Source organism: Haloplanus sp. (assembly GCF_028275055.1).
In the GTDB taxonomy this organism is placed as follows: Archaea; Halobacteriota; Halobacteria; order Halobacteriales; family Haloferacaceae; genus Haloplanus.
In genome coordinates this window covers 1-10,628 of sequence record NZ_JAQCNJ010000040.1, presented here as the reverse complement: position 1 = coordinate 10,628, position 10,628 = coordinate 1, and the positions used below count along the sequence as shown (strand labels likewise).

14 protein-coding genes are annotated in these 10,628 nt (G+C 66.3%); 8 read left to right on the top strand and 6 right to left on the bottom strand.

Features of this window, described 5'->3' with window-relative positions; translation table 11 throughout:
* On the top strand, positions 1-630 hold a 630-nt coding region (locus Q0925_RS05490; protein WP_299332575.1), incomplete at its 5' end, for a thiamine-phosphate kinase.
* Here Q0925_RS05490 and Q0925_RS05485 read toward each other — a convergent pair.
* From Q0925_RS05485 to Q0925_RS05475, 3 genes are all read right to left on the bottom strand, one after another.
* On the bottom strand, positions 627-1,754 hold the full coding sequence (locus Q0925_RS05485; protein ID WP_299332573.1) for a site-2 protease family protein: 1,128 nt from the start codon (positions 1,752-1,754) through the stop codon (positions 627-629). The genes Q0925_RS05490 and Q0925_RS05485 overlap by 4 nt on opposite strands.
* Positions 1,755-1,833: 79 nt before the next feature.
* Positions 1,834-2,106: a DUF7123 family protein gene (locus tag Q0925_RS05480; RefSeq protein WP_299332571.1), complete on the bottom strand. Its 273-nt coding sequence runs from the start codon at positions 2,104-2,106 to the stop codon at positions 1,834-1,836.
* 223 nt (positions 2,107-2,329) lie between these two features.
* Entirely contained in the window at positions 2,330-3,112 is a 783-nt protein-coding gene (locus Q0925_RS05475) for a molybdopterin synthase (RefSeq protein WP_299332569.1), read from the bottom strand.
* A gap of 125 nt (positions 3,113-3,237) precedes the next feature.
* Here Q0925_RS05475 and pyrH point away from each other — a divergent pair, with 125 nt between their 5' ends.
* Together pyrH and lysS are read left to right on the top strand one after the other, a co-directional pair.
* A complete protein-coding gene (gene pyrH, locus Q0925_RS05470) occupies positions 3,238-3,951 on the top strand; it encodes a UMP kinase (RefSeq protein WP_299332567.1) in 714 nt (237 codons plus the stop codon).
* Positions 3,948-5,555 carry a lysine--tRNA ligase gene (lysS, locus tag Q0925_RS05465; protein WP_299332566.1) on the top strand — a complete coding sequence of 536 codons (1,608 nt, stop codon included), beginning with the start codon at positions 3,948-3,950 and terminating at the stop codon, positions 5,553-5,555. The genes pyrH and lysS overlap by 4 nt, the downstream gene beginning before the upstream one ends.
* On the opposite strand, the gene Q0925_RS05460 is transcribed toward lysS, so the two are convergent.
* Genes Q0925_RS05460 through Q0925_RS05450 form a run of 3 tightly spaced genes read right to left on the bottom strand, consistent with a single transcriptional unit; the run spans position 5,552 to position 7,035 of the window.
* Positions 5,552-5,890, bottom strand: coding sequence for a cupin domain-containing protein (locus Q0925_RS05460; protein WP_299332565.1), 339 nt, complete (start codon positions 5,888-5,890; stop codon positions 5,552-5,554). The two genes, lysS and Q0925_RS05460, sit on opposite strands and share 4 nt — an antisense overlap.
* Before the next feature lie 49 nt (positions 5,891-5,939).
* Positions 5,940-6,290 (bottom strand): DUF192 domain-containing protein, encoded by a 351-nt coding sequence (locus tag Q0925_RS05455; protein ID WP_299332563.1) that lies wholly within the window; start codon positions 6,288-6,290, stop codon positions 5,940-5,942.
* Positions 6,291-6,294: 4 nt separating this feature from the next.
* On the bottom strand, positions 6,295-7,035 hold the full coding sequence (locus Q0925_RS05450) for a hypothetical protein (RefSeq protein ID WP_299332561.1): 741 nt from the start codon (positions 7,033-7,035) through the stop codon (positions 6,295-6,297).
* A 168-nt stretch (positions 7,036-7,203) separates the two neighbouring features.
* On the opposite strand from Q0925_RS05450, the gene Q0925_RS05445 reads away from it, so the two are divergent.
* The 5 genes from Q0925_RS05445 to Q0925_RS05425 form a co-directional block, all read left to right on the top strand.
* Positions 7,204-8,160, top strand: a complete 957-nt coding sequence (locus tag Q0925_RS05445) for a hypothetical protein (RefSeq protein WP_299332559.1) — start codon at positions 7,204-7,206, stop codon at positions 8,158-8,160.
* An 81-nt stretch (positions 8,161-8,241) separates the two neighbouring features.
* Complete coding sequence (locus Q0925_RS05440; RefSeq protein WP_299332558.1) at positions 8,242-8,454, top strand: zinc ribbon domain-containing protein; 213 nt, start codon at positions 8,242-8,244, stop codon at positions 8,452-8,454.
* A gap of 177 nt (positions 8,455-8,631) precedes the next feature.
* Positions 8,632-9,816, top strand: coding sequence for a multicopper oxidase domain-containing protein (locus Q0925_RS05435; protein ID WP_299332557.1), 1,185 nt, complete (start codon positions 8,632-8,634; stop codon positions 9,814-9,816).
* A 34-nt stretch (positions 9,817-9,850) separates the two neighbouring features.
* The gene (locus Q0925_RS05430) at positions 9,851-10,375 is read left to right on the top strand and encodes a DUF7097 family protein (RefSeq protein ID WP_299332556.1); all 525 of its coding nucleotides are present in this window, start codon (positions 9,851-9,853) and stop codon (positions 10,373-10,375) included.
* A gap of 57 nt (positions 10,376-10,432) precedes the next feature.
* The coding region (locus tag Q0925_RS05425) for a glutamine amidotransferase-related protein (protein WP_414652096.1) at positions 10,433-10,628 on the top strand (196 nt) is incomplete at its 3' end.

Here is a 10,628-nt window from a genome sequence, read left to right as displayed (position 1 = left end):
GACCGAGAGGAGCTTCGTGCGTTCGTCCGGGGAGCCACCGAGGCCTGTGAGTCGGTCGGGGCACGGTACGTCGGCGGTGACCTCGACGATCACGACGAGTTCACCGTCGCGGGAACGGTCGTAGGGCGGGTCGACGATCCGGTGTCACGGGACGGGGCGTCGCCGGGGGAGGCCGTTTGTGTGACGGGAACGCTCGGCCGGAGCGGGGCCGCGATCCGGGCGTTCGAGCGTGGGGACACGGACCGTGGGAACGACCTCTTCCGATTCGAGCCACGGGTGGCGGCGGCGCGTGAACTCGCGGACGTCGCCACCGCGATGATGGACTCCTCGGACGGCCTCGCGCGGTCGCTTCACCAGCTCGCGGCGGCGGGTGGCTGTGGGTTCAGCGTCGACTGGGACCGACTCCCCGTCGATCAGAGCGTCGACGCCGTCGCGACCGACGCGGTCGACCGCCGGGATCTGGCGGCCTTCTTCGGCGAGGATTTCGAACTCGTGTTCACGCTGCCGGAGACGGCGCTACCGACGGCTCAGGCGGCGACGTCGGTATCGATCACCCGCATCGGGACGGTGACGGAGAACGGCGTCGTCGCGGACGACGACCCGCTACCGGACCGGGGGTACACCCACTAACCCAACAACTGGATGGGGACCAACAGGAAACAAAGCGCGCCGAGGCCGAAGGTGAACAGGCCGAGAGCCTGTCGCTTCCACCCGAGCGGCGTTTCGTCCGCTGGGTTCGCGGGGCCGTTGTACGCGATAGCGGTGGCGAACAGCCCCCAGACGGCCCACAGACCGACGGACTCGTTGAACCCGAGGTTCCGAACGTAGTAGAGGTAGGCCGCGATGGCGAACAACACGAGAGGGACAAGCGACGCGACCGTCTCCTGACGCCGGCCAAGCATCGCACGAACCATGTGGCCGCCGTCGAGTTGCCCGACCGGCAACAGGTTGAGAACGGTGAAAAACATCCCGACCCAGCCGCCGATGACGACGGGGTGGACGGTCTTTGTGGGGTCGGCATACTCCGTCGGCTGACCGAGCGCCGTCGCGATGAGATCAAGCAGCGGTGGGTCGTTGAACACGATCACCTGCCCCGAGGTGTCGAAGACGCTCGCGGGCACGGTCATCGGCTCCAGCGAGAGCCCGATGGCAGTCACGACGACGGTGGCGGCGAGGCCGGCGAGCGGACCGGCAACGCCGATGTCGAATAAGGTCCTCCGGTCGGGCATCCGGCCGCGCATGCGGATGACAGCTCCGAGAGTCCCAAAGGGGAGGATGAACGGAATGAGATACGGGAGGGAAACGTCGACCCCGTGGTAGCGGCCGAGGGCGTAGTGGCCGAGTTCGTGGGTCGTCAACACACCGAGAACGGCGGCGGTGAACGGCCACGCTCGGAGCGCGAGCAGGGGGTTCGACGCGAGGTCAGAGGGCGGGATGTAGTACCACGCGACAGCGCCGACGAGAAGCGTCGAGACGACCGTGGCGGCGAACAGGACGAGGTTCAGCCACGGAACACCGTCGATACGGCCGTCGGCCGGCGTTGCGACGACCGTCGTTTCGTGTGGTTCACGCCCCGTTTCGACATCGAGGCGGTAGCCCGAGCGGCGAAACGGCTCTCGGAGTTCGTCCGCGAGCGAGCGCCGGGGAACCAGCGGCTCGCCGTAGTACCGGATCCGGTCGCCGTCGTGTTCGGTCTCCCGGATATGAAACACCGTTTCGAGAACATCGGACGGTGGTCCGTCGGCTCCGTCCATCGGTTTCCGGTAAGTCGGTCAGCGATATAAAACCCGTGACAACGGGCGGGGACCGCGGGGGTCGAGCGGTTGAAATCGGTCAGGCAGTCTCGATGCGCCACGTGGTCGCGCTCGTGTATGACCACTTTTCGACCGAGAGGTCCGACGCCGAGTCACGGAGCTTGACCATCAGGGCGCCGATCTCCTTCGGCGAGAGACCGACCTCGTCGGCGATAAACTTGCTCTTGAAGTAGAGTTCGCCGTCTTGGGCTTTCGAGAGCAGGTACTCTTTGAGTCGTTCCTCTTTGGACCTGCTGTCGTCGGAGTCGGAGTCGGAGTCGGAGTCGGTGGAGGGGTCTGTGGTTGCGCTCATTTGTTGTCGCCTCGAAGACACACATGCGTCGGGGGATATTATAAAGGGGTGAACGTTCGGTGAAGTTCGGACGCTTTTAGCAATTCACCCCGTTTCGGAAAACGTTCAGGACGTTTTACAACGTCTCGAGATATTTTATACGTTATTCTTAGCCATCTATTCACGTCAGAGTAGAAAGAATATATGATCCCGACTCGGCCGCCGAAACCGGCGGATCGTGGCCTCAGGGCTGCTCGTGAATCCAGAATTCCTCGTCGGTCGTGGACTCCTTTTTGAATATCGGCACCTCGTCTTTCAGGCGATTGATGCCGTCCTCGACGGTGCGAAAGGCCTCGGTTCGGTGGCCTGCAAGAACGACCACGAAAACGATGTCCTCACCGTCGGGGATGACTCCGGTTCGGTGGTGCATCAGCACCTCGAAGACGCCGTCTCGGGCCTCGAGTTCCGTCCGGATCGTTCGCATGCGCTCGGCCGCGACGCCATCGTACTTTTCGAACTCCAGGTGCGTGGTCGGATCGTCGTCCTCGGCGTCTTTCGCCCGGACGCGACCGGTGAACGTGGCGATGGCGCCGGCGCGGTCGGCACGTGGCGACGCCTTTGCCCGTGTGATGAGGGATTCGAGCGTGACGTGTGGTTCGAGTGTGTCGACGGCGTCGAGGATCCCGTCGATGTCAGCGGCATCGGCGTCGGGAGCGGTGACGACCACGTCACCGGTCGGGTCGGCGTCGCCGAGGGCGACCGTCGGGAGGCGCGCGTCGTCGAAGCCGACGGTGAGTGCGTGGTCGTACTCGGGGGTCAGCGAGTCGAGCAGGTCGTCGAGGGTCCGGTCGTCGCCCGCGCCGATCCACGAGCCGTCGGCCGAGAGTCCGTAAGCCGCACCGGCATCGGTGTCCCGAGCAGCAGTTTCGGGTAGTGTCTCCACGGTGGCAACCCGGCCGTCGAGTCGGGCGACGAGTCGGTCGGCGAGGCCGACAGCATTCTGGCCGACGAGGTTGAGCGTCTTCATACAGGACCGACGCGGGCGCGGACCCTTAACTGTGACTCGACGGTGTGAACCGAGGCCACGTGGACGGCTCGCGCACGACACCCGCTTGACAACCCTTAAGCCGATTTCGCAGCTACCAACGGGTAATGCGAGTCGTGATCTCTATTGGCGGGAGCGTTCTCGCGCCGGACCTCGACACCGACCACGTCGCGGGCCATGCGTCGGCGGTCGAACGCCTCGTCGACGATGGGTGTGAGGTCGGCGCGGTGGTCGGGGGCGGCGGCGTCGCCCGCGATTACATCGACGCGGCACGCGGCCTCGGCGCGAACGAGGTACAGTTGGATCAGATCGGGATCGATGTCACCCGGATCAACGCGCGTCTGCTGATCGCGGCGTTGGCCGGCCTGTCGGCCCCGTCGCCGGCCCACGAGTACGAGGAGGCCGGCGAGGCGTTGCGCCGGGGCGACGTGCCGGTGATGGGCGGGGTCATGCCGGGCCAGACCACCGACGCCGTCGCAGCGGCGCTTGCAGAGTACGTCGACGCCGACCTGTTGGTGTACGCAACGAGCGTCGACGGCGTCTTCAGCGCCGACCCGAACGGCGACGGGAGCGCGGAGCAGTACGACCGCCTCACCGGGACGGAACTGGTCGATCTGATCACCCCGATGAGCCGCGGTGCGGGGGCCTCCGCACCCGTGGATCTGCTCGCGGCGAAACTCATCGAACGTTCGAAGGTACGGACGGTCGTTCTCGACGGCACCGACCCCGACCGGGTCGTATCGGCCGTGCTCGACGGTGACCACTCCGGAACCGACATCGTTCCTGCCGGCTGTAACGACGCGGGGCTCTGGGGCCGATGACCGCCGACCACAACGCCTTCTGGGCCGACGACATCGCCGACGACATCGAGGCCCGCGACCCCGACGACCCCGTCGTTATCAAGGGCGGCGTCTCGCCGTCCGGTGTTCCGCATCTCGGCCACTTCAACGAGATCATGCGAGGCTACTTCGTCGCCTGCGTTCTCCGGGACCGGGGCCACGAGGTCCGGCAGGTGTTTACCAGCGACGACCGCGACGCCCTCCGGAGCGTGCCCCGGACCCTCGCCGATGACGAGTGGACCCTCGTCGGCCTCGGCGACGTCGACGCCGGCGCCCTCGGCCGGAATCTGGGCACGCCGTACACCGATATTCCGGATCCGTTTGGCGGCACCGACTCCTACGGTGCACACTTCACCGACCTGCTTGCCCGTAGCGCCGAGGCCGTCTCGGTCCCCGTCGAGTTGGTGTCGAACACCGACCTCTACGACGCCGGTGAGTTCGAGGAGGTTACCCGCGAACTATTGGAGAAACGTGACCTCGCCCGCGAGGTGCTCGCCGGATATCAGGACGGGGTCGACGAGGACTACGTCCCGTTCATGCCACAGTGTTCGGAGTGTGATCGCCTCACGCAGGACATCCGCGGCGTCGATGCCGGCGCCGGAGCCGTCGACTATCGGTGTTCCGGACTGGACGCCGGCGGCGACCACATCGAGGGCTGTGGTCATGAGGGGACCGCCACGCTCAGCGAGGGGAAACTCCCGTGGCGCTTCGAGTGGCCCGCGCAGTGGCGCGTGTTGGGCGTCGACTTCGAGCCCTTCGGGAAGGACCACGCCGAAGGGTCATGGCCCAGCGGGCAGGAGATTGCCAGTCGGGTGCTTGAGACGGAACCGCCGGTCCCCATGACCTACGAGTGGTTCACCCTCAACGGCGAACCGCTCTCGTCGTCGTCGGGCAACGTCGTCACCGTCGACGAGGTGCTCTCGCTGCTGGAACCCGAGGTGCTCCGGTACTTTTTCATTCGCAACCCGAAACGAGCGAAGGACTTCGACATCGAACGGATCGATCTCCTCGTCGACGAGTTCGACCGCTTCGAGCGGGTGTTCTTCGGCGAGGAGGAGGACGAGGATCTGAAGCCACTGGCCGACCGCGCGTACCCGTTCGTCGTCGACGAGATACGCAAAGAACGGGTTCGTCTGCCGTACACCTTTGCGGCGGTGTTGGGGATGACCGACGACCACGGCCTCCGGGTCCGGATGGCGCGCAGTCAGGGGTTCGTCGACGACGGCACGCCCGAGTGGGCGATAGAAGCGGCGATGAAGCGGGTCGAGCGCGCACGCACCTGGGCCAAGCGGATGGACAACGCGTACAACTACCGGCTACAGGCCGACCTCCCGACGGTAGACTTCGACGCCGACGTGCGGGCAGCCCTCGACGACCTCGCAGCCTTTGTCGCAGCGGGCCACGGCGGCGAGGAGATTCAGAGCCGGATGTACGAGACGGCCCGAGACCACGGGGTCGAGGTGGGCGACTTCTTCGCGGCGGGCTATCGGCTCTTTTTCGACGACACCGAGGGCCCCCGGCTTGGCGAGTTCTTGGGCGAACTCGACGAGTCGTTTGTCGTGCGGCGCCTGCGCCGCGACGGTTAGTCCCGCCAGTCCGGGTCAGTTCGAGGCGGGCTGAACACGTCGACGCCCTCAAACGGACCGTCACCGCGGTTCTCGACCGCGTGTGTCTGGCCACCCGGGATGACGTAGCTGTCGCCGGCGGTAACGACACGCTCCTCGCCGTCAAGTCGAAAAGTCGCCTCGCCGCGGATAGCTAACCCCGCCTGCTCGTGTGGATGGCTGTGTGCGGGGACCGTTGCGCCGGGGTCGATGGTGTAGCCTTGGACGCTCATCTCGTCGCCGGCCGCCAACTGCGAGAGGTGGACATCCGGGACCGCCTCAACCGTTTCGGCGTCGTCGCTCGAACGAATCTCCATGCGCCGAATCGTGGGCGGGAGCGCTTAATATTCCGGGCGGTAATGTATGTTACGACCGTTCGACCCGGATTTCGTCGCCGGCCGTCACCGCGTCGGCCGTGCCAGCCGGAAGTTCGATAACCGTGTCGGCGCTTGCACGGCCGAGACCGGTCCACGCCGGCAGGCGGGCGACACGTTCGACGCGGCAGTCAAGCACCCAGACGGCGTCGATATCGAACGTGACACAGACCATATGGAGCGTGCGGGTGCCGCCACCGCCAAACGGGAACACCAAGCCGTCACCGGGAAACGACCGTCGGAACATCAGGCCGCGTGCTTTACCGAGAACGGAGTCGGCGACGGCCGCGTCGGCGGCGAGAACACATCGGTTGCTGTCGTGCCGGTGAACGACCCGTGCCATCGGGTCAGAGCTGTCGGGAGCCGGTCCGGGGAACCGAGTCGGTTCCCGACGTGCCGGCCGAGAGGTCGGCGAGCGAGTCTGTGAGGGCGGCGAAAGCGACGACCCCCGCGGTGGCGGCGAGGGTGGTGACGGCGGCGCCGAGAACGAGTTCAGCGACGGGCGAGAGCAGGTCGGTGAAAATGGCGATCAGCGCGACGGCCAAGGGGACGGTGGCGACGGCGAGACAAACGGCGGCGACGCGGGCCCGCGCTCCGCGGGCCAGCGACCACGTGCGGCCGACCGCCCGGCTGACCGAGTCGCCCCGTGTGGCGACGGCGACGAACACGAGCGGCAGGTGGACGAGAACAAGCAGTCCGGGAAAAAGGAGAACGGCGAGACCGACGGCGGCGACAACGGCACCGGCGACGGCGACGACGACGGCGCGGCCGTAGGTGAGCGCCGCCTCACCGAGCGACCCGCCGCGGGCACCGGCTTCGGCAGTGACACTCCGGATAAAAGCCGTGAGGATGACAACGACGGCGACGGTAGCGACGGCGAGACCGGCGGACGCCCACGTCGCGGAGAACGGGAGTGTCGCGTCGTAGGCGAGGCGTGCCGCCGCCGCGGCGCCGGAACGAGCGACGAGCGTGTTGAGCAGTGCGTTCCACGCGATGTTGACGATGAACAACGCGGCCACGAGCGCGACGGCTCGCGGGCCAACCCCGTCGACGGCGCGACGACCGGTCGGTGAATCCTGGAGGGGCATCGTTACATACTCTGTGGCGACGGCGACCTATAGGTTTTTATCAATATTTGATATATGTCTGACGCACGTCTCACAGCGGCCTTCACACGCCCGTCACCTCCGGAATCCGTCATACAGATGTCTGACAAGATCGGTACGTTTTACTGAAACAGAGCGGTACGTGAGCGTATGGACCGACGGACGTTCCTCGTCTCCTTGACCCCGCTTGTCGCCGGCTGTTTCGGTGGCCGACGGAGCCAGTCGACGGACGACCCCGCCGCGACCGACACCGTCGAACCGACCCCGACGGCCACCCCCGAACCCACCGCGACACCGACGGCGACGGCCACGCCGGAACCGGAGGCGTCGGCGGCGGCGACCGAGTTGATCGGGAGTGTACAGGACCAACTCACGGAGGCCGTCTACGTCTACACCGGCGGGGTCTCCGGGGACCTCCTGTCCGTGACGGCCGATACGGAGTCGTTCCGGGCGCGTGAGGTTCTGCTCCGGCTTGGTGGAGTGCAGCGGTCGCTCGCCGAGGCGGAGGCCGAGGCAACGACCGACGACCAACGAGCGACCGTCGAGTCGCTCGATACGGTACAACGCTTTCTCACCCAAGCGACGGACGCGCAGTCGTGGCTCATCGACGGCCACGACGCACTGTCCGAGGCGTACAACGACATAGACGATGGTGACCTAGACGCCGCCGAGACCGGCATCGAAACCGCCGAAACCGCTGCCGAGGAGGTCGACGATCCGATGGCTATCGTTCGAGACGAGATGAACGCTGCGAGCGCGGCCGTTCTCGACGTGATGGATGAGACGGAGTACGAAAACAAGGTGTCGCAGTTGGCCAGCGAGGCGGAGGCACTCTCCACGCTCGCCGGCGAGGCCGATGAGATCCGGAACGGCGTGTCGATGATCGAACGGGCCCGCGACGAGGTCGTGGACGACCGAACGGACCGGGCCGCCGACACGGCCGACCGCGCCTACGGGGTGTTGAGCGACGTCGAGGACCGGCTTGACGAACTGCTCGACGACCTTCCGGGCCGAGCCGACGCGTTCGAGGAGATCGCCGACGACATGCGTTATCTCGCGTCCCGCAGCGCCGACGACGCGGACACCATCTACGAGCGGTACGCGTAGCGACGCCCGGACCGACGCGTCGCGCAAACGGTGTTTTGACCCATCGTTGGGGTTTTGATCGAGGCCGGCGACCGTCCGAACATGGATCGCGACGGCAACCGCGGCTGTCCGAAGTGTGGCCACACCGAGGCGGACGTGGGCGAAATCTCTACGACCGGTGGCGGCCTCAGCAAGATGTTCGACATCCAGACCAACTCGTTTCGGGTGGTGTCGTGTGCCTCGTGTGGGTACTCCGAGCTGTACCGCGACACGGGGTCGCGGGGGAGCGACATCGTCGACGTGTTTCTCGGGTAAGTGGTCGGAGCCGGCATCGGAGCTGTCGTTCTCGGGGTCGGCGGCGTCGGGAGGGGTGTCCGTGATAGCGACGTACTCACATCTCGTTTTCAGGCGACTGAGCGCCTCCGTACGGTTTTTTTCCAGCAGTTGAGAAACGTCGCGGGGTGCTTTCCGTCCCCCCTACGAGTAGCCCGTATGGCCGACAACATCGGAGCACCCGGAACGGACCTCTCGCGCCGGCGGTTCCTGAAAGCGACCGGGGCGGTGGGCATCGGCGGCCTCGCGGGATGTTCGGCCCCGATGAACGGCGACCCCGCACGGCAGGGAGACGGGAGCGCGGGGGAGACCGGCGCCAGCACCGGCACCGGGGCGGCACCACAACAGAACGGCGGCGACCTGCCCCTGTCGGGCAAGCCACAGATCGTCGACGTGGACGAGCAGAACAATCAGGTAACGCTACGAGCGGTCACCTCGCGGATGCCTGCCCACCCCGGCGATGCGATGGGTGGTCCCGTCGAGTTGCCGCGGGTGTGGGCGTGGCAGGCCGACGACCGAACCCCTAGCGTCCCCGGACCGGTCATCCGGACCACGGAAGGCGAGGACATCGAGGTGACCCTCGACAACACGGACGCGAACATGCCCCACACCGTCCACTTCCACGGCGTCCGCAAGACGTGGGAGAACGACGGCGTTCCGACCACGACCGGGATGACCGTCATGCCCGGCGAGAAACACACCTACGAGATTCCGGCGAACGTGCCGGGTACCCATCTATATCACTGCCACTACCAGACCCACCGGCACATCGACATGGGGATGTACGGCTTCTTCCGCGTCGACCCCGAAGGGTACGAACCGGCGGATCAGGAGCTGTTCATGACGGTGAAAGACTGGGACTCGCGGCTCAACCGCCAGATGGCCGGCGAGAACGTGGACTACAGCCCGCGTCAGCGCCACCCCGACGTGTTCACGATGAACGGTCGGGTAGCCCCGCGGACGCTCCACCCCGAGGACGGGTCACCGGTACTCGTCTCCGAGGGTGACACCGTCAGGGTCCACTTCGGCAACAACGGCTACATGCAACACCCGATCCACGTTCACAACCACCGATACCAGGTCGTCGAGAAGGACGGCTCACCGATCCCCGAGAACCAGCGGATCAAGCAGGATGTCATGCCCCTGTCACCGGCCGAGCGAAAGACCATCGAGTTCGAGGCCGACGCCGATCCGGGGATCTACCTCATGCACTGTCACAAGGTGAGCCACGCCATGAACGGCACCAGTTACCCCGGTGGGATGGTCAACGCCGTCGTCTACGAGGACGCGATGAATTCGGATGTCTTTGCCCAGTTGATGGACTATGCGGGCTACCAAGCGTAGACAGGTTCATATTTTGCGGGCCTAACGATCCCGTATGGAGCGGACGCCCACGGGGACGCCCGTTGGAGTCGACGACCCTTACCGCCACGCCGGCCGGTGTGACCACCTGACCTCGGACGGTCGGTGCCGGTTCGCGCTTGAACGCGCCGCTGCCGACCCCAACTTTGCGGCCGAGCGCCGCGCTACCGGGTACGAGTGTATCGCCGCAGCCGAGAACGCCGAGTGGTGCGACTGCCCACACTACCGCTCGACGACCGATGGGGGCGAGTGCCGTCGTTGCGGTCTCGACGAGGTTCGGATGGCCCACGACGACGCGCGGCCACTGCTCGAGGAGCACCACCTCTCCTACGGGGCGGCCGGTGACGACAACGACCCGGCTCACGAGATCACGGTGGCGCTGTGTCGGTGGTGTCACGCGAAGGTCCACGAGGGGTGGGCGCGAGTCGACGACGACGCCGGCCCGGACGCCGAGGCGCTTGCGGCCCGCGAGAAGCGCCGGAGCAGGGAGCACGCGGAGTTCGGCTTCCGGACTGCCGCGGAGCGGGACGACCGCGACTGAGCCGTCTCAGTTGCGCTTCCGAGCGGTTTTTACGCGCCTGCGGACTACCGGGAGCCAATGACTCGGATCGTCGTCGTCGACAACCACGGGCAGTTCACGCATCTGGAACGTCGCGCGCTCCGCGACGCGGGCGTGGACACCGAAATCGTCGACAACACCACACGACCGGAGGCGTTGGATGTCGACGGACTCGTTCTCTCGGGCGGCCCGGATATGGATCGTACCGGGCGCTGTGACGAGTATCTGGAGATGG

Excerpts from the sequence above, each read along its gene's own strand:
- Q0925_RS05485 (WP_299332573.1), bottom strand. The coding sequence starts at position 1,754 with ATGGACGGAGCCGACGGACCACCGTCCGATGTTCTCGAAACGGTGTTT.
- Q0925_RS05480 (WP_299332571.1), bottom strand. The coding sequence starts at position 2,106 with ATGAGCGCAACCACAGACCCCTCCACCGACTCCGACTCCGACTCCGAC.
- Q0925_RS05475 (WP_299332569.1), bottom strand. The coding sequence starts at position 3,112 with ATGAAGACGCTCAACCTCGTCGGCCAGAATGCTGTCGGCCTCGCCGAC.
- pyrH (WP_299332567.1), top strand. The coding sequence starts at position 3,238 with ATGCGAGTCGTGATCTCTATTGGCGGGAGCGTTCTCGCGCCGGACCTC.
- lysS (WP_299332566.1), top strand. The coding sequence starts at position 3,948 with ATGACCGCCGACCACAACGCCTTCTGGGCCGACGACATCGCCGACGAC.
- Q0925_RS05460 (WP_299332565.1), bottom strand. The coding sequence starts at position 5,890 with ATGGAGATTCGTTCGAGCGACGACGCCGAAACGGTTGAGGCGGTCCCG.
- Q0925_RS05455 (WP_299332563.1), bottom strand. The coding sequence starts at position 6,290 with ATGGCACGGGTCGTTCACCGGCACGACAGCAACCGATGTGTTCTCGCC.
- Q0925_RS05450 (WP_299332561.1), bottom strand. The coding sequence starts at position 7,035 with ATGCCCCTCCAGGATTCACCGACCGGTCGTCGCGCCGTCGACGGGGTT.
- Q0925_RS05445 (WP_299332559.1), top strand. The coding sequence starts at position 7,204 with ATGGACCGACGGACGTTCCTCGTCTCCTTGACCCCGCTTGTCGCCGGC.
- Q0925_RS05440 (WP_299332558.1), top strand. The coding sequence starts at position 8,242 with ATGGATCGCGACGGCAACCGCGGCTGTCCGAAGTGTGGCCACACCGAG.
- Q0925_RS05435 (WP_299332557.1), top strand. The coding sequence starts at position 8,632 with ATGGCCGACAACATCGGAGCACCCGGAACGGACCTCTCGCGCCGGCGG.
- Q0925_RS05430 (WP_299332556.1), top strand. The coding sequence starts at position 9,851 with ATGGAGCGGACGCCCACGGGGACGCCCGTTGGAGTCGACGACCCTTAC.